The following is a 17,721-nucleotide window of genomic DNA, read 5'->3' as shown; positions in this document are numbered from 1 at the left end:
GCGAGTCTACCCCGCCGTCAGTCCAGCGTGCGCGCGCAGCGAACCCCGACGTTCAGGCCCGCTATCGTGGCCGGGAGCCCCGAGCGATGCGCCGCGCGGATCTCGCTCGGGACGCAGTTGTAGGAGCCGCCGCGCATCACGCGCAGATCGCTCGCAGGGCCGACAGGGTCCAGCTGGGGCAGCGTCGAACGGTCCGAGACGTAGCCGTCGTGGGTCCACTCCCAGACGTTCCCGCTCATGTCGAAGAACCCCCAGGCGTTTGCCTGCTTGGTCCCGACGGGATGGGCGCCGCCCGACGAGTTGTAGAGGAACCACGCGATCCCATCCAGGCCGGGATCGAGCCCACCGCAGACCGTGATGGCGCCGGCGTAGGTCGGCGCGCTGGTGCCCGCGCGGTGGGCGAACTCCCACTCGGCCTCGGTGGGCAGACGATAGCCGTGACAGGCGTGGGGGGCGATCGCCTCCTCGCACACCGCGCCGTCGCACGCGTAGCAGGGCACGAGCCCTGCGCTCGTCGAGTACGCGTTGCAGAGCGCCGCGGCCGCGTGCCAGCTCAGCAGGTTGGCCGGACAGCTCGGGCAGCTGCCCGCGCTCGGGTGCGGCGCGCCCATCGCGAGCTCGTACTGTGCGAAGGTCACCTCCGTCGCGCTCAGCTCGAAGTCGTGGGTCAGGGTCACCGGGTGCTCTACCTGGTTCACGGAGGTGTTGCAGGTGTCGTCCGGCGCCGCGCCGGCGAGGTAGCTGCCCTGGTTGACGCTGATCCACTCGCCGGGCGCCGGAGGGCTCGGCGTCTTCGGGCCTGCGTCGAGCGGGGGCGTTCCCGCGCCCGTGTCGCCTCCCTCCCCGGCCTGGCCAGCTTGGCCCACCGAGGCGCTACCGCCCGGGGAGGTGCTCCCGCTGGCCCCGCCCGTGCTCTCGGCTGTTCCGCTCTCAGCGCCGCCCGCGGGCCCCGAGCCCGCGGCAGAGCAACCCAAGATCAGCAGTGGCACGACGAGCCCCATACGCAGCGTTTCCATGGCCGGAGGAGGCCACGCGCGCGGACGGTGTGGGCTGAAAGAACGCTGAAACCGATCTTTCAGCGAGCTTTCAGTTCGGCATCGCTCCCAGCCGCCACACTGCAGAGCGGAGGTCGTGAGCATGCGCCGTTGGGTCGTCTCGATGAGCTGTGCGTTGGGGCTCGCTTGCAGCGCGGTGCCGGGAGGAGGCCGGGACGTGGTCGCCATCGGCGACCCCGATGCGGGCAGCGCCGGCAGCGGCGCGGGCCTCGGGAGCGGGGGAGCACCGAGCACCTCCGGCGGCTCGGGAGGCGGTCTGAACATCGACGCGGGCTCCGGGGGCGCGAGCAGCGACCCGTGCGATCCGGCGCAGCCGAACACCTCGTACGTGGGCTGCGAGTTCTGGCCCACCGTGACGAGCAACGGAGTGTGGGACGTCTTCGACTTCGCCGTCGTCGTGGCCAACGCGGGCGACGCTCCGGCCAGCATCAGCATCGACCGCGCCGGCGTCCCGGTGGCCACCGGAACCGTCCAGCCCCGCGGGCTCGCGAAGTTCCACCTGCCCTGGGTTCCCGAGCTCAAGGGCGGGCAGGGCAACGTGTGCGGAACACTGGGGCCGGCGCTCGACTCCCCCGAGGTCGAGGACGGCGCTTACCATCTGACCAGCACGTCGGCGGTCTCCGTCTACCAGTTCAACCCGCTCGAGTACGCGAGCAAGGGAGGTCCGACGGGCAAAGACTGGAGCGCTTGCCCCGGCCTCGAGCCTTGCGTCACCAACGGGAACCAGCCGGTGGGCTGCTTCTCGTTCACGAACGACGCCTCGCTGCTCCTCCCGAGCAACGCCTGGACCGGCACCTACCGCGTGATGGGGCAGAAGAACCACAAGTCGGGGAGCTTCGTCAGCATCACCGCTGCGACCGACGGCACCAAGGTCGAGGTGAAGCTCGCCGCCAGCGCGAAGGTGATCGCCGGCAGCGCGACTCCGGAGACCGGACCGGGTGGGCTCGTCAGCCTCGACATGAACGGCGGGGATGTCGTCCAGCTGGTGGGCGAGGTCGGCTCGGATTTCTCCGGGAGCCTGGTGACCTCGAACCACCCCGTGCAGGTACTGTCGGGCGTGCGCTGCACCGAGGAGCCCGCCGGCACCCCGGCGTGCGATCACCTCGAGGAGACCCTGCTCCCCGCCGAGACGCTCGGCACGCGCTACTTCGTGACCGCACCCACCTCGCCGCTGGGCAAGGTGCCGGGGCACCGCGTTCGCGTCTACGGCAACGTGGACCAGACCAAGCTCAGTTACCCGAGCGGTGCGCCGCCCGGCGCGCCGACCGTGATCGGCGCGGGCCAGGTGGTGGACCTCGAGAACGTGAAGAGCGACTTCGAGATCGTCGGCTCGGCTCCCTTCGGAGTCGGCTCGTTCATGCTGGGTGGTGCGCTCCAGGATCCGCCCGAATTCGCCGGTGACGAGGACTACCGCGGCGACCCCTCGCTCAGCTTCATGATCCCGGTCGAGCAGTTCCGCAAGACCTACGTGTTCCTGGCGCCGGACGACTACGACGTGTCGTACCTGGACGTGGTGATGCCGCTCGACGCGAAGCTCGAGCTCGACGGCGAGATGCTCGCCATCACGCCGAGCGCCATCGGCGGCGAGTACGGTGTGGCGCGGGTGAAGCTCGGACCCGGCAACGGCGGCGCGCACGTGCTCGACGCGAGCGAGCCGGTGGGCATCCAGGTCATGGGCTACGGCAGCTACACGAGCTACCAGTACCCCGGCGGCTCGAACCTGGAGCGCATCGCGCTCCCGCCGGTGAAGTGATGCGCGGCGCGCTTCCCGTGGTCGCCCTCACGCTGGCGGCATGCTCGGCGTCTGGCGGAGCGCTCGGCGAGCCGGGCGGCGCTGCCGGCGCGGCGGCGTCGGGCGGAGCACCTGCGGGGTGGGAGGAAGCGTCGATCAGCGGAGGCAGCGGCGGCCAGGCCGGCGGCGTCAGCGGAGCCGGGGGCCAGAGCGGCGCTGCCGGGGCGAGCGATGATGGCGGAGCTCTCCCGGTCGGTCCGGGGTCCAATGGTCCGAGCATCACTTGTCCGGGCGCCGCCTGTCAGGCGCCGCTCCAGCACTGCTGCATCACCGGCGAAGGCAGCGGCAACCCGCCCGCGTTCCAGTGCATCCCGCTGGAGATCGCCTGCGGATTGAACGCCCTGGAGCGCATGTGCGACGCGGGCGAGGACTGCGGCGAGGGACAGCTCTGCTGCGCGGACACCACCTTCGGATCCACGCCCTCCAAGTGTCGCGCCGAGTGCCTGAGCGGCGAGCAGCGCACCTGCTGGACGGGCAGCGAGTGCGGTTCGACCGCCGCGTTCTGCTGCTTCTTCCCGAGCCGTCCGGCTGGCTTCTGCAAGGAGAGCCCGCACCCGGGTGCCACGCTGTGCGTGAAGTAGGGAGGAGCCGAAGGCGCGCTCCGTATCAAGGGGGAAGCCTCAGGAGGAGACATGCGGAGCGCGCTGGCGGGATTGGGCGCACTGGGACTCGGGATCGTGCTCGTCACGGCAGCATGCGGCTCGGATGACCCCAGCGGCGGGCCCGCGGCGGGCGGGAGCGCCGGCACCGGCGGCACCGGGGGCTCCGATGCTGCCGCAGGAGGTTCCGGGGGCGCAGCCGGCGACGGCTCCGCGGGGAGCGGCGGCAGCGGTGGGTTCGCCGGCGGCGGGGCCGCCGGAGCAGGAGGCACGGTAGCCGGGGACGGCGGCGTGTGCGGGCCCGTGGGCGGAGGCGGGACACCCTGCGAGAAGTCGTGCGCCAAGAGCCTCGCAGCCGCGCCGCAGGGGATCTGCGAGGTCTTGGACCCCGCGGTCTGCAAGCTCCGCTGCGAGAAACAGCTCGCCAAGTACCCGGCCTGCGCCAAGGAGTCGCAGGCGGTGGTCGACTGCGCGGCGAACGCCGGCTGTTTCACTTGTCCGTTCGAAACCCCACAGCTCGGCGGCTGCGACGCGGAGCGGCAGGCGGAGGCCGCCTGCACGGTCTGCGAGCACACGCCCGGTGAGAGCCTGTGCAGCTACTGCGGCAAGAACAACTGCTGCGCCGCGGCCAAGGCCATCACGTTGGCCAAGGACTTCACCGGCTGGGCGGACTGCATCGAGCTTTGCTCCGGCACCTCCAGCAACTGCGCCACGATCTGCGGCGGCGCGTTCCCCGACGCTGGCAAGGCGGCGGACGCCTACAAGGCGTGCCTCGCGACGCCCTGCCCGGCCGCGTGCAACGCCTCCGCGACGGGCTCCGACGTCGTGCGCGACTTCTGCAAGGCGGCGCTCAGCTGCGGCGGACTCAGCCTCGCAGAGTGCGAGCAGAGCATGCGGGTGTGGGGCTCGGATTGCGGCGAGTACCACTGGAAAGCGCTGGAGTGTTACCTGGCCAAGGGCGTTCAGTGCGACTCGACGACGGGCATCGTCCTGGAGCCGAGCTGCGAGGCCATTCGGGACAGCTGCCCCCACACGAAGTGCTTCAGCTCCGGGATGCCGAGCGGCGAGTGCACGGAGGGCTGCGGCGACTGGGCCGCGAGCTGCGCGGCTCCGGGCACCAGCTGCGAGTGCACCTTCGGCAAGAACCTCGGCAAGAAATTCACGCTCGCCAAGGCCTGCGACTCCGGCGCCATGGAGCTCGCCTGCTCTCTGTGAGCTTCAGCCCCGCCAAAGCGGTGTAGATTCCGCGCATGCGACTCGGCGCGCGCTGGCTCACGATCCTGCTCCCGCTCTCCATCGCCGCGGCATGCGGCGCGCGCAGCGGCCTCGCCCCCGCGCCTCCGGACGCGGCGTCGGACGCGGGACCCGAAGACGCCAGCGCCGACCAGGACGCAACGGCGGACGTCTCGGAGGACGTAACGCCCGACTCGCCGTCGGACGCGTTCCCCGACCTCCTGGTCGACGGCCTGGCGCCCTGCGACCCGGAGGACCTGTTCGTCTACCTGGTCACGAGCGAGAAGGACTTCTATCGCTACGACCCGGCGAGCGGCGAGGTCAAGCTGGTGGGCGCGCTCGACTGCCCCGTCGACGGCAACCCGTTCTCGATGGGCGTGAGCCGACTCGGCGTCGCTTACGTGGTGTATCGACCGAACGGCCTCGGCGCGACGCCGCCCGGCAAGCTCTTCATGGTGAACGTGGAGAACGCTGCCTGCGCCAAGACCAGCTTCGAGCCCAACCAGCACGGCTTCAAGCTCTTCGGCATGGGCTTCGCGCTGAACGACGACGGTCAGGGCGAGACGCTGTACGTCGCCGAGAGCGGCAAGCCCGGGGCGGACTCGCTCGGGCTCGCCTCCATCGACCTCGGCTCCTTCGTGCTCACGCCGGTCGGGCCATTCTCCCAGAACCCGGGCAACCGCATCGAGCTCACGAGCTCCGACGACGGAAAGCTCTGGGGCTACATCCTCGACCCCGCCGGCAACGGCGGCTACGTGGCCCACATCGACAAGCACACGGCCGAGGTCCTCGCGGTGACGCCCGTCGCCGCGGGGAACGATCACGCCTTCGCCTTCGCGCATTGGGGCGGCGATTTCTACGTGTTCACGTCCCCGTCCGGCGGTCCCACCAAGATCACTCGCTACAGCCCGGCGGACGGCAGCACCACGGTCGTGGGCAGCATCGCCAAGACCGTGGTCGGCGCCGGGGTCTCGACCTGCAGCGTGAAGTAGCCCGCGCGCACGAGCTCACCTCGCTTCTGGCGGGTCGGCGGTCCACTCACCCTTCGAGAGCGACGCACGCGGTCGCCGACGGTGCGGGCGCAGAGCTCGCCGCGAGCGGCGCGCCCGCCGACGCGCCCCGGGGTCCGGTATCAAGCTCGAGCTCGGCGCGGAGCAGCTGCTCTTGTGGACCATCGGCTGCGCACGAGAAGACCTCGAGCGGGCGCTCGCCCGCCTGGAGCAGGCCCGCGACGCCTGCGCCGAAGCGCGAAAGGCGCCGCGGAGCGCATCCGGATCGCCGCTGACGTCGCCGCCGAGCCGCGAGCACGAGAGCTCCTGCTGGCCACTCTAGAAGAAGATGCCGAGCTGGAGCAGGCGCTGGCGAAGCTCACAGTCACGACGCGCGAGGAAACGCGCTGAGCGTGGGGCAAAGTGAGGCGCTGTCGCCGAATGCCACGCTGGCGCCCTCGGCCGATTTCCTCGCGTCGTCGCTGGGTTCTCCGCGGGTTCGGCTTGGCCCGAGCCTTGCAGCCACGAGCCCAGAGGAGACGACCCGTGGACACCTTGCGACCGGAGACATCCGCGCGACCGAGCGACTGGCTGCTCTTGTTCGCGATGCTGGTGCTGCTGAGCCCGCTGCTACTCGCACTCTCCGCGCTGGTGCTGCTGGTGGTCGTGACCGCCATCCCGGTCCTGCTCCTCTTGTCGTTCCTGCCGCAGCCGTCGCCCGGCGACGAGAAACCCGGTCCGGAGCCGATGACTCCGGACGATGACGGGCTGTTGCCCGCGCTCTAGGAGGTTCAACGTGGGTCGAATCGGAAGCATGCCGTCCGTTCCCGATCAGTTTCGAGGAGAGGTGCAGGCGACGTCGTGGTGGCTCGGCGACACCTGGCCCGGCGTCAGCCCACATCCGGACGAAGCAGGCACGGCGGAGGCCGGTGCGCTGGCGCGGCGGCCACCCGTGGCGCGAGCTGACGCCCCGCTCGACCTCGTCGCCCGCGAGCTGGGGGACACCGCGGCGACCGTGGTGGTGGTCGTCGATGACGACGACCGACCGCTCGGCGTCGTCACCGCCGCCCACGTGCTGCGCTGCGTGCGACGCCGCTCGAAGGCCGAGCTCGCGCGCGCGACGGCGCTCGACGCCGCGACCAGCGGCGGCGCGTTCATCCCGGCGACTACGTCGTTGAAGATCGCGGCCCGAATGCTGACAAACGACGAGCGTCCGCTGGGCGTGGTGATCGACGAGGGCGGTCGTCTGATCGGCGTGCTGACGGCGACCGCGATGCTGCGCGCGCTCGCGCTCAACCGCTGACCGACAGCACGCGCTGGTACGCGGCGCGCACCGCCTCGGTCACGTCCCGGTAGCGTTCGAGCAGCTCGTCCACACCGCCGCGACGAGCGCTGTCGTAGATGCCCATGCGCCTCGCGAGCTGCCCGAGCCCCGGAGCGCGCACGTCGATGACGGTCGCGCTGGTCGCGTGCAGGACGTGGATGCGCTGCTCGAGCCGGCGCAAGAAGGTGTACGCCTCGCGCAGCGTCTCGTACTCCGGCCGCGGCAGGTAACCGACGCTCGCGAGCGCCTCCAGCCCCTCCCCGGTGTCCGGCGTGCGAATGCGCGGGTCCTTGCCGTGCTTCATCTGCAGCCACTGCGTGAGGAACTCGATGTCCAAGAGCCCGCCGCGCCCGGTCTTGAGGTCGTAGCGCCCAGGCCGCTCCCGACCGAGCTCGACCTCCATGCGTGAGCGCAGCCGGTGCATCTCCTCGATGGGGGGTGCGCCGGCCTCGTAGGCCGCGCGCGTGGCGACGCGCATCACCGCGTCCACGAGCAGCGGATCCCCGGCCGCGCCGCGGGCCCGGATCAACGCCTGGCGCTCCCAGGCCGCCCCGGAGGACTGCACGGCCGGGCCCGCGTCCTCCGCGCCGAGCGCGACGCCGTGGTAGCGCGCGAAGGACGCGAGCGAGGTCACCAGCATGCCGTGGGAGCCCGACGGGCGCAGCCGCGTGTCGAGCTCGTAGCCGGGTCCCGCCGGGTGGGCCTCGCTCAGCAAACGGATGATCCGGTGGGCCACCCGCACGAAGTGCTCGCCTGCGTCCTTGTCCGGAGGCGCCGCCGACGGGTCGTACACGAACAGCACGTCGAGGTCGGAGCCGTAGCCGATCTCGCGCCCCCCGAGCTTGCCGACGGCGATGACGGCGAGCCCCTGCGGCGAGCCCCCCATCTCGAAGCGCACGGCCCGGTCCACCGTCTCGTCCGCGAGCTCGGAGAGCAGCCGCGTGGCGTCGCGCGTGGAGAGGACTCCGGCGAGGTCGGCCACCGCGACCTCGACCATCACGCGGCGTTTCGCCCGCCGCGTGGCCAGCACGAACCGATCGCGCAGCTCGAAGGGATCTTCGCCGCCGGCGACCTCGGCGGCGCCGAGCTCAGCGGCGACGACCTGGCGGGGCTCGGGCACGCCGTCCCGCCCGAAGAGCACGACGTCCGCCAGCTCGGGTCGGCTGACCACCGCGTCTCCCACGAAGGCGCTGGCGCCGACCACCCACAGCAGGCGAGCGAGCGCGCGTGGCTCCTCGAGCAGGAGGGTGACGTAGGGGCCGGGGCTCGTGAAACGCCCGACCAGCGCCCGCAGCGTGCGCGCCGCTTGCTCGGGATCCGGAGACTCGGCGATGCCGTCGAGGACCTGGTCGGCCGCCTCCGGATGACGCTCGCGCGTGAGCGCGCCGAGCAAGCCGTCGGGGCGGCGCGCGAGGGCGCGCAGGTGCTCGGCGACGTCCGGATTGCCCAGGGTCTGCTCCACGACCTCCGGGAGCGATGCGTCGCCGAGGTCGAGCTTCTGAAGCAGCACGTGATGTCGCGCGAGCGGGGCCGGCCCTGCCGGCGAGAGCGACCGGAAGAGCTTGCCGACGCGTGCGCGCGCCGAATCGAGCTCCTCCAGGAGCGCAGCGCCGTCGGGATGCTCCAGCGTGCGAGCCAGCACGTCGAGCTCGGCGCCGTCTTCGGGCAGGTCATGGGTCTGGACGCCGGTCATCCACTGGATGCGGTGCTCGATTCGCCGCAGCATGCGATACGCACCCGCGACGCTGCGCATCTCGCGGTCGGTGACCAGACCGCGCGCGCGCAGGCGGTTCAGGGCCGACAGCGTCCCGGTCACGCGCAGGCTGGGCTCGCGGCCGCCCCAGAACAGCTGAAGGCTCTGGACGAAGAACTCCGCCTCGCGGATGCCCCCCGGTCCGAGCTTCACGTCGCGCGCGGGGCTCTCGGAGAGCTCCGCGCGCGACTGCTCCACCAGCGACGACAGCGCGCCGGCGATGGCGGGATCGAGCTCGCGACGGAACACGAAGGGCGCGATCAGCTCGCGCTCCACCAGCTTGCCCAGCGCGGCGTCCCCCGCCACCGGACGCGCGCGCAGCATGGCCGCGCGCTCCCAGAGCCGGCCCCAGGTCTCGTAGTAGCGCTCGGCGGCGTCCACGCTGTTCACGATGGGGCCCTGGGAGCCTTCGGGGCGCAGGCGCAGATCCACGCGCCAGACCAGGCCGTCCGCCGTCGGCGCCTCGATGGTCGCCACCGCTCTCCGCACCACGCGCGTCCAGAAGTCGTGCAGCGAAATCTCGCCGGCGGCGCCTTCGTCGCTGTCGTAGACGAAGATCAGATCGACGTCGGAGCCGGCGTTCAGCTCCCTGCCCCCGAGCTTGCCCATGCCCAGGCAGACGATGCCGGAGCGCTCACCCGTCTCCAGGCGCGGCTCACCGAAGCGCGCGGTGACGTGCTCCAGCGCCTCGGCCAGCGCGACCTCCAGGGCGGCCTCGGCCAAGTCGGACAGCTCCGCCGCGGTCACGTCGATGCTGGCGCCGCCGAGGCTCGCCGGCAGGAGCTCGCGCAGCGCGATGCGCGCCTTCTCCGTCCAGACCGCGCGCCTGAGCTCTCTCAGCACCGCGTCGGCGTCGCGAAGGTCGCCGACTGCCGCGAGCAGGCGCGCCAACAGGTCTGCCCGCTGCCGGCGGCCGCGCCAGCCCGCTCGGGCGATCTCGTCGAGCGCGTCCACCTGCCAGCCGAGCGCCGGTCGGAGCGGCGGAAAGGCCGTGGTGAGCAGCACCGCGACGGCGCGCTCGGAGCCGAGCTCGCGCTCCGAGCTCTTTGCGCGGTCGGGGTCGATGCCCCGGGCGCGGGCGAGCAGGCTCTCGGACGACACGCCGCGGAAGTAGCATGAATCGCCAACCCGAGCGGGGTCTGCTAAAGCCCCAGGCGCGCCATGCGCTTCCTGTGCGTCTCCGACATCCACGGCCACGCCAAGGCCCTCCGAGCCGTGCTCGAATACGCGGGCGGCCTGGGCTTCGATCAGCTCGTCGCCTGCGGCGACCTCTTGTTTCCGGGACCCGAGCCGCTGGAAGTCTGGAAGCTGCTCACGGAGCACAAGGCGGTCTGCGTCCAGGGCATCGGCGATCGGGCGCTCACGCGGGTCGACCCCGACAAGCTCCTCGGCACCACCGACACCGAGCGCCAGCGCATCGCGCGCCTGCGCCAGGTGCACAAGGAGCTCGGCGAGCTGATCCTCGCCCGCGTCTCGAAGCTCCCGATCATGGCGCGCATTCCCCTCGAGAACGCCGACGAGCTCCTGGCCATACACGGCTGCCCAGTGGATCCCACCGAGCCGTTCTCTCCGGAGATGAGCGACGACGAGATGAACGCGCTGGTCGGGGACGACATGGCCGACATCATCGTGTGTGGGGGCAGCCACGTGGCGTTCGAGCGGTACTTGCCCGACGTGCACATCGTGGGTGTGGGTAGCGTCGGCGAGAACCCGGCAGGCGCGTTCGCGAGCGCGGCCCTGGTCGAGACCAGCTCCATCGGGCACCAGGCCAGGCTGCTGACCGTGCCCTTGGACTGACGCCTCGCGGCGAGTGTTGCGTCGGCGCCATGTGAACGCGGCGCAACACCGCTCGGCCCTGACAGCGCTGTCAGACGGAGCGAAAAGCTCGGGGTTTCGGCCGCGAAGCTCGGTCCGCAGCGTCTTGGCACGAGCGATGCGTAGGCCCACCAGCATGTTGCGCACGGTAGCCTTCGCACTGACCTTCTTCGCCGCCACGTCCGCGCTCGCGGCCGAGCCTGCAAGGGACGCGGGCCAGCCCGAACGACCAGACCAGCGGCACGGCTCGGCCAACCAGGACTTCCATTTCAACGCCGGTCCCGGCTGGGCGCGAGACGAGGTCCTGGGCAACGTCGTCGCACACTCGCTGACGCTCGGCTATCGCTACGGCTACTTCGAGCCCGCCATCGTCGGCAACTTCGGCACCAAGCTGTTCGGGGGCTCCTACGCCGCGCTCGGCATGTCGCTCGGCGCGGTCGTGCAGAGCGAGCTCGGTCCGCGCTTCACATTGCGAGGCGTGGTCGGCAGCGACAGTTACTCCGGCGTCGGTTGCGATCTCTTCTGCCAGCGCGGCGGCGCTTCCGCCACGTTGCCCTACGCCGCCGTCCACGCCGGCGCCTCGCACGTGTTCTGGGCGCGTGGCAAGACCCACCTCGAGCTGGGGTTCGAGGGCTTCTACGGCAGGGACCTGGAGCGGCAGCGCGTGGAGTATTCGACGACCGGTGGCCTGTTCGGACCGACGACCACGACCGGTGAACGTTTGCTGGGCGGGCAGCGGGTCGGCGTCGTGGCGACCGTGGGGCTGACGTTCGACACCGCGACTGGGTCGAAGTCACGTACCCAGAGCGCGAAGCGCTGAGCTACTCCTTGGCCGCGAGCTTGCTGCCGGACGGCGGCAGCTGAGCCAGCGCCTCCGCGCTGCAGCGATACACGCGTCCCATGCCGTTGTACCCCGTGCACTGGTTGTTGGGCGGCTCGTTCTCGAGGATGACGACCAGGTTGCCGCCGCGCTTCGCCGCCAGCCGCCGCATGCGCACGACCACGTCGTCGTTGCTCACCGCGGGCTGGCGTTCGTCGGTCACGAAGAACTCGCGCCCGACGCTGATCTCTTCGATCATGTCACAGGCGGGCTCCAGCTTGCCCTCGACGTAGTGAACCTTGGAGGCCTCCGGAGTCAGCGCCTGCCGCGTCGAGATGCAGGCACCGAGCACCAGCACCGGGAACATGGCCAGGGCTCGTACGGAGTGAGGCGACACGCCGCGAAGGCTGCGCCCGGCGAAGGTTGCCGTCAAACGCTTGCATCCGCCGGCCCGCCAGTCTTGATTCCGGCGTGGCTACGGATCTGCTGCTCTTGGCTCTCGGCTCCGTCGGGCTCTATTTCGGCGCGGAGTGGCTGGTGAAAGGCGCGTCGGGCCTGGCCCGCGCCATGGGCGTCTCGCCGTTGGCGGTGGGGCTCACCGTGGTGGCCTACGGCACCAGCATGCCGGAGCTCATGGTGAGCTTGGTCTCGGCAGTCCAGGGGAAGAGCGCGCTCGCGCTCGGCAACGTGATCGGCTCGAACATCGCGAACTTCGGCTTGATCCTGGGGATCACGACCCTCATCGCCCCGCCCAACGTGCAGCACGGCCTGATGCGCCGCGAGCTGCCGGCGGTGTTCCTGTCCGCGGCTGCCGTGCCCGTGTTGCTCTGGGACGGCCGCATCGGTCGCGTCGAAGGCGCGCTGCTCCTGCTGGGCGCGCTCTGGTTCACGCGCATCACCTTGCGAGCAGTCACCCCCGCGGGCGCAGCCGCGCACACCGACATCGAGCCGCCCCCGAAGCAGGGTCGGCTGGCCCTGGCCGCCTTCGTGCTGCTCGGCCTGGTGCTCCTGCTCGGTGGAGGCAAGCTCTTCGTGGACGGCGCCGTCGGGATCGCGCGCACCTTCGGCATGAGCGAGCGGCTCGTCGGTCTGACGGTCGTGGCCATCGGCACCAGCCTGCCGGAGCTCGCCGCCTCCGTCGTCGCCGCCCTGCGGGGGCACTCGGAGATCGCCGTCGGCAACGTGCTCGGCTCCAACATCTTCAACGTGCTGCTGATCCTGGGTGCCACTGCATTGGCGCACCCGGTGGACGGCCAGCTCGCGACGATGCGCCTCGATCTCTTGGTAATGGGCGGTTTGACGCTCCTCACCGCGGTCAGCATGCGCACCGCTCGGCGCATCCAGCGCGCCGAGGGCGCGCTCCTGGTCAGCGCCTATGCGGCGTTTCTGATCGCGCTGGCCGTTCAGCCTCACTAGACGAGGCCCGGGGCCGGCCCGCGTGGAATTGCGTACATTTACCTACCTTGTGCCGGGGTGCTCGGTGGCCATTGGCTGCGTGCCCGGACTCTGCTAAAGCGCGCCCAGTTTCTCCCCCTGCTGTAGGGGGGGCGAGGCGAGGCCAAGCGCTTCGATCGACGACCCGAGCTGCCCGATTGGTGCTCGGTCCGTCGCCCGGACGTGGAAGCTCGCCTCCGCGAAAGCGGAGGTTGAACGAGATGTCTATTTGGTCTGCCCGTGGCGCACTGCACAAAGCCACGTTCGCTCTCACTGCATTCATGACGCTGCTCGCCACCTTCTTCGTGAGCGGCACGGCCTGGGCCACCGAAGGCACGCCGCACCAAGGCGGCGGCGAGGCCAACCTGGTGCTGCCCGACCTCGAGAAGGTCCAGATGCTGGGCATGAGCGGCAAGGGGCTGCTCTACGGCGGTCTGGCCGTCTGCGTCCTCGGCCTGGTCTTCGCCTTCATCACCCTGAAGCAGGTCGAGAAGCTCCCCGTCCACAAGTCGATGTTGGAGATCAGCGAGCTGATCTGGGAGACCTGCAAGACGTACCTGATCACCCAGGGCAAGTTCATCCTGATCCTGGAGATCTTCATCGGCGCGATCATCGTCGTCTACTTCGGCGTCCTGCTGAAGTTCCCGATCGAGCGCGTCTTGATCATCCTGTTCTTCAGCTTGGTCGGCATCGCCGGTAGCTACGGCGTCGCCTGGTACGGCATCCGCATCAACACCTACGCGAACAGCCGCACCGCGTTCGCAGCCCTCGGCGGCAAGCCCTTCCCCATCTACGCCATCCCCCTCAAGGCCGGCATGAGCATCGGCATGGCGCTGATCAGCGTCGAGCTCCTGATCATGCTCGCGATCCTGCTGTTCATCCCGCGCGAGTACGCGGGCCCGTGCTTCATCGGCTTCGCCATCGGCGAGTCGCTGGGCGCCTCGGCGCTGCGCATCGCCGGCGGCATCTTCACCAAGATCGCCGACATCGGCTCCGACCTGATGAAGATCGTCTTCAAGATCAAGGAAGACGACGCGCGCAACCCGGGCGTGATCGCCGACTGCACCGGCGACAACGCCGGCGACTCGGTCGGTCCCTCGGCGGACGGCTTCGAGACCTACGGCGTGACCGGCGTCGCGCTCATCACCTTCATTCTGCTGGCGGTGCCGCAGGAGCTGCTTCAGGTCCAGCTCTTGGTCTGGATCTTCGCCATGCGCGTGATGATGGTCATCGCCAGCGCGCTCTCGTACTTGGCCAACGAGGGCTACCAGAAGGCGACGCTCGGCCCGAAGGACAAGTTCAACTTCGAGATGCCGCTCACCGTGCTGGTGTGGCTGACCTCTCTGGTCAGCGTCGGCTTGACCTTCCTCGTCTCCTACCTCTTGATCCCGAGCCTGGGAGGCGACCCCAGCCTGTGGTGGAAGCTCAGCATCATCATCAGCTGCGGCACGCTGGCCGGCGCCATCATCCCCGAGCTGATCAAGGTGTTCACCAGCACCGAGAGCCGGCACGTGGACGAGGTCGTGACTGCCAGCCGTGAAGGCGGCGCGTCGCTCAACATCCTGTCCGGCATGACCGCGGGCAACTACAGCTCGTTCTGGATGGGCATCGTGCTGCTCGGGCTGATGGGCGCCAGCTACTACGTGAGCACCATGGGCCTCGAGACCATCATGATGGCGCCGGCCGTGTTCGCCTTCGGCCTGGTGGCCTTCGGCTTCTTGGGCATGGGCCCCGTGACCATCGCCGTGGACAGCTACGGTCCGGTGACCGACAACGCCCAGAGCGTGTACGAGCTCTCGACCATCGAGAGCATCGAGGGCATCGAGGAAGAGCTCGAGAAGGACTTCAAGATCAAGGTCAACTTCGAGAAGGCCAAGCACATGCTCGAAGAGAACGACGGGGCCGGCAACACCTTCAAGGCCACGGCCAAGCCGGTGCTGATCGGCACCGCCGTCGTGGGCTCCACCACCATGATCTTCTCGATCATGGTGATGCTGACCAACGGTCTCAAGGAGAACCTGGAGAAGCTCTCGCTCATCCACCCGCCCTTCCTGCTCGGCCTGATCGCGGGCGGCGGCATCATCTACTGGTTCACCGGCGCCTCGACCCAGGCAGTGAGCACGGGCGCGTACCGCGCGGTGGAGTTCATCAAGGCCAACATCAAGCTCGAAGGCGTGACCAAGGCGAGCATCACCGACAGCAAGAAGGTCGTCGAGATCTGCACGACCTACGCGCAGAAGGGCATGTTCAACATCTTCCTGGTCGTGTTCTTCGCCACCCTGGCCTACGCCTGCGTGGAGCCGTTCTTCTTCATCGGCTACCTGATCAGCATCGCGCTCTTCGGCCTGCACCAGGCGCTCTTCCTCGCCAACGCGGGCGGAGCCTGGGACAACGCCAAGAAGGTGGTCGAGGTCGATCTGAAGGAGAAGGGCACGCCCCTGCACGACGCCTGCGTCGTCGGCGACACGGTGGGCGATCCCTTCAAGGACACCTCCAGCGTGGCCATGAACCCGATCATCAAGTTCACCACCCTCTTCGGCCTCCTGGCAGTCGAGATGGGCCTGATGCTCGGTCGTCAGACCAGCGCGGTGCTCGCCGTGGTGTTCTTCGCCATCATGCTGTTCTTCGTCTACCGGAGCTTCTACGGCATGCGCATCCACTCCGGTGGGGAGCCCGCGCCGACCAAGAAGCCGGAGCCCGAGCCGGCGGAGTGAGCCCGAGCTCTCTTACGAGACGGGGTCGACTGAAGTCGGCCCCGTCTTCGTTTTGTGCCCGCCGCCTACTCGAGCGTCGGGTCGATCACGGCCGACAAGCGCTGGAGTCCTGGGCGCCTGACTCCGCACGCTTTTGCAACGGTCGCCCAGTCCCGAAAGGCGTCACGTACCTCGCGCTCGATTCGCTCCGCATCGGAGCCGGTGAGCCGGTACAGCTCGCGCGTCGCACGGAGGTCGGCGACCGACGGATGGCCCCCGGATTCGCCCAAGGCCAAAGTGTGCTCGTCCTTGTCGGGGTTGGGGTTCACGTCGAACGCAGGGGCCAATCGCCATCCCCGCGGGCCACGCAGGAACCCGTGATTCCTCAGGTGGTCGTCGCGGTTGCCGATCAGCACGTTGAAGACGGCCCGGCGATACAGCTCTGCGAGATCGTGATTCAGCGCTTCTGGATCGCCGCTGTCCTGGATCGCTTGCGCGATGTCGAGGTAGCTGGCGGCTTCCCCGTCATTGCGCTGGGCCAAGGTCATGGCCGATGCGTAGAGGCGGCGACCTCTACCCTCACGATCGAACCTCTTGACCGCGAAGGTGTGATGCTCGCCCCCGAGCTTCAAGCGCTGCGCATCCGGCACCTGAATCCCAGCCCGCACGGCCAGCTGGTGCGCCAAGAACTCCCAAGCGCCCACGTCGTGACGGTCCTGCCGTGCCGGGAACTTGGCGATCCACCAGGTGTCGTCACCCGCCGTGAACGTCGCCTTGGGCCGAGCGCCGCCCAGGCTACTGCCCGGGGCGAGCAGCTGTCGCAGCCAGCTCTCGTACTCGGGTCGCCCCTCGCTGTCCGGCTCGTCCAGCAGAAGCGCAATCGCTTGAAGCTCCCGCAGGCGCGCGGACGGCGGCACACCAAGCGTCTGCCCGTCCAAGAACTTCTCGTCCGCGCCCGCTTCACGGAACCGGAGAGCCCCGACTCGCGTGGCGTCCGAGACTCCAAGCAGGAAGTCCCACTCGCCAAGCCGGCGGGGTTTGCGACCTTCCGCACGAGCGACCAGGGCTTCCCGGCGTTCCATCAGAACGCGCCCCCACCGATCGGGGGACGTGTCCCGGAAGATGCGAAATAGCCCGCCGGACGCGCTGGAGAAGAACTCTCCTGAGAAGGGCGGGAGCTCAGGTTCGAGCGCGAAGCCCTCGCGCGCGGCGCCGAGCCAGGCGCTCGAGTACGAGAAGCGCACGACCTCCGCGCTGCCACTTCGTTCCCGCGACAGAACGCCGACGTGGGGCGGCGCGGTCAGCCGCGGGTCATCCAGAACCACATCGACCGCATCGGTCATCATGTGGACTTCGCCCGCCGGCCACGGGGCGCACCCTTCTGCTGGAGGTCCTGGAGGCGCCGGCCCAGATGATCTTCAAAGGCCAGGTTGTCGATGTCGCTCGCCAACCCGAGCACCTGCAAGATCCGGAGCACCGCTGCCAGGCTGACGCCGGCATCGCCTGTCTCGAGCTTCCGGAGCGTAGGAACGGAGATCCCGGCTCGGACGGCCAGCGTCTGCTGGGTCATTCGCCGTCGCTTGCGCGCAGCAGCCAGGCGTTCGCCCAGCGCGACCAGCTGCCGCGCGGCGCTGGGGAACACAGCGGGCGTTCGCTTCGGCATAGGCGATAAAGTATCGCTTTAAGCTTCAAATGCAAACTTAATTTTGCATTCTGGCAAGACGGCCCGACGCAACGCGAGCACGTCAGCGCCCTGCATCGGCCCTCATCCCCTGACGCTGACTCGCTCGCCGGCGAGCTCGCTGCCGCCGTCCATGCAGATCAAGCGGACGCGGCCCGTCGCGATCAGGGTCCCCGTTTCGTCGGTCACCCGACCGTCCCAGACCTGCGTACGCCGCCCGCGCGTGAGCGGCTTCGCGCTCACCGTGAGCTTGCCCGCGCGCGTGGCGCGCAGAAACGTCGAGTGATTCTCCACGCCGACGACGACCTGGCCGTTCCGAGCCGCGGCCAGCGCGGCGCCCGTCGAGCACACGGTCTCGATGATGCCCGCGTACACGCCGCCATGGATGATGCCGTAGGGCTGCAAGTGCTCCGGACCGACCGAGAGCTCTGCGCTCACCTCCTCCGCCGTGGCGCGGGTGAACGAGAGCCCCATCGCGCGATTCCACCCCCCCAAGGACGAGTTGATGACCGCCGCGAAGTCTTCCGTCATGG

The 17,721-nt window shown here is 69.7% G+C and carries 16 protein-coding genes; 10 read left to right on the top strand and 6 right to left on the bottom strand.

Annotated features, from left to right (window positions below; translation table 11 throughout):
- Nucleotides 1-17: 17 nt before the first annotated feature.
- Nucleotides 18-761 (bottom strand): SUMF1/EgtB/PvdO family nonheme iron enzyme, encoded by a 744-nt coding sequence (locus HS104_40905; protein MBE7486318.1) that lies wholly within the window; start codon nucleotides 759-761, stop codon nucleotides 18-20.
- Between the two features lie 376 nt (nucleotides 762-1,137).
- Here HS104_40905 and HS104_40900 point away from each other — a divergent pair, with 376 nt between their 5' ends.
- The 6 genes from HS104_40900 to HS104_40875 all read left to right on the top strand — a co-directional run bounded on the left by HS104_40900 (nucleotide 1,138) and on the right by HS104_40875 (nucleotide 6,971).
- The gene (locus HS104_40900) at nucleotides 1,138-2,808 is read left to right on the top strand and encodes an IgGFc-binding protein (GenBank protein ID MBE7486317.1); all 1,671 of its coding nucleotides are present in this window, start codon (nucleotides 1,138-1,140) and stop codon (nucleotides 2,806-2,808) included.
- Entirely contained in the window at nucleotides 2,808-3,428 is a 621-nt protein-coding gene (locus HS104_40895) for a hypothetical protein (GenBank protein ID MBE7486316.1), read from the top strand. Before HS104_40900 ends, HS104_40895 begins: the two co-directional genes overlap by 1 nt.
- 51 nt (nucleotides 3,429-3,479) lie before the next feature.
- Nucleotides 3,480-4,661 (top strand): hypothetical protein, encoded by a 1,182-nt coding sequence (locus HS104_40890; protein ID MBE7486315.1) that lies wholly within the window; start codon nucleotides 3,480-3,482, stop codon nucleotides 4,659-4,661.
- Nucleotides 4,662-4,696: 35 nt separating this feature from the next.
- A complete protein-coding gene (locus HS104_40885) occupies nucleotides 4,697-5,671 on the top strand; it encodes a hypothetical protein (protein MBE7486314.1) in 975 nt (324 codons plus the stop codon).
- A 543-nt stretch (nucleotides 5,672-6,214) separates the two neighbouring features.
- Nucleotides 6,215-6,454 (top strand): hypothetical protein, encoded by a 240-nt coding sequence (locus HS104_40880; GenBank protein MBE7486313.1) that lies wholly within the window; start codon nucleotides 6,215-6,217, stop codon nucleotides 6,452-6,454.
- Between the two features lie 28 nt (nucleotides 6,455-6,482).
- The gene (locus tag HS104_40875) at nucleotides 6,483-6,971 is read left to right on the top strand and encodes a CBS domain-containing protein (protein MBE7486312.1); all 489 of its coding nucleotides are present in this window, start codon (nucleotides 6,483-6,485) and stop codon (nucleotides 6,969-6,971) included.
- Here the strand turns inward: HS104_40875 and glnE are convergent.
- Nucleotides 6,961-9,846, bottom strand: a complete 2,886-nt coding sequence (gene glnE / locus HS104_40870) for a bifunctional [glutamate--ammonia ligase]-adenylyl-L-tyrosine phosphorylase/[glutamate--ammonia-ligase] adenylyltransferase (GenBank protein MBE7486311.1) — start codon at nucleotides 9,844-9,846, stop codon at nucleotides 6,961-6,963. The genes HS104_40875 and glnE overlap by 11 nt on opposite strands.
- Before the next feature lie 60 nt (nucleotides 9,847-9,906).
- Here glnE and HS104_40865 point away from each other — a divergent pair, with 60 nt between their 5' ends.
- Together HS104_40865 and HS104_40860 are read left to right on the top strand one after the other, a co-directional pair.
- Complete coding sequence (locus tag HS104_40865) at nucleotides 9,907-10,542, top strand: metallophosphoesterase family protein (protein MBE7486310.1); 636 nt, start codon at nucleotides 9,907-9,909, stop codon at nucleotides 10,540-10,542.
- 154 nt (nucleotides 10,543-10,696) lie between these two features.
- A complete protein-coding gene (locus tag HS104_40860; GenBank protein MBE7486309.1) occupies nucleotides 10,697-11,380 on the top strand; it encodes a hypothetical protein in 684 nt (227 codons plus the stop codon).
- Between the two features lies 1 nt (nucleotide 11,381).
- Here the strand turns inward: HS104_40860 and HS104_40855 are convergent, their stop codons facing one another.
- The gene (locus HS104_40855) at nucleotides 11,382-11,747 is read right to left on the bottom strand and encodes a hypothetical protein (GenBank protein MBE7486308.1); all 366 of its coding nucleotides are present in this window, start codon (nucleotides 11,745-11,747) and stop codon (nucleotides 11,382-11,384) included.
- Nucleotides 11,748-11,866: 119 nt separating this feature from the next.
- Between HS104_40855 and HS104_40850 the strand changes: the two genes are divergently transcribed.
- A complete protein-coding gene (locus HS104_40850; GenBank protein MBE7486307.1) occupies nucleotides 11,867-12,796 on the top strand; it encodes a calcium/sodium antiporter in 930 nt (309 codons plus the stop codon).
- A gap of 299 nt (nucleotides 12,797-13,095) precedes the next feature.
- Nucleotides 13,096-15,528 (top strand): sodium-translocating pyrophosphatase, encoded by a 2,433-nt coding sequence (locus HS104_40845; GenBank protein ID MBE7486306.1) that lies wholly within the window; start codon nucleotides 13,096-13,098, stop codon nucleotides 15,526-15,528.
- A 65-nt stretch (nucleotides 15,529-15,593) separates the two neighbouring features.
- Here the strand turns inward: HS104_40845 and HS104_40840 are convergent, their stop codons facing one another.
- The 3 genes from HS104_40840 to HS104_40830 all read right to left on the bottom strand — a co-directional run bounded on the left by HS104_40840 (nucleotide 15,594) and on the right by HS104_40830 (nucleotide 17,719).
- Nucleotides 15,594-16,850 (bottom strand): type II toxin-antitoxin system HipA family toxin, encoded by a 1,257-nt coding sequence (locus HS104_40840; protein MBE7486305.1) that lies wholly within the window; start codon nucleotides 16,848-16,850, stop codon nucleotides 15,594-15,596.
- Nucleotides 16,850-17,170 (bottom strand): helix-turn-helix transcriptional regulator, encoded by a 321-nt coding sequence (locus HS104_40835; GenBank protein MBE7486304.1) that lies wholly within the window; start codon nucleotides 17,168-17,170, stop codon nucleotides 16,850-16,852. The genes HS104_40840 and HS104_40835 overlap by 1 nt, the downstream gene beginning before the upstream one ends.
- Nucleotides 17,171-17,272: 102 nt before the next feature.
- On the bottom strand, nucleotides 17,273-17,719 hold the full coding sequence (locus tag HS104_40830) for a PaaI family thioesterase (protein MBE7486303.1): 447 nt from the start codon (nucleotides 17,717-17,719) through the stop codon (nucleotides 17,273-17,275).
- Between the last annotated feature and the right edge of the window lie 2 nt (nucleotides 17,720-17,721).

The sequence above is a fragment of the Polyangiaceae bacterium genome (assembly GCA_015075635.1).
GTDB lineage: Bacteria > Myxococcota_A > Polyangia > Polyangiales > Polyangiaceae > JADJKB01.
This window is presented reverse-complemented; position numbering and strand designations above follow the sequence as displayed.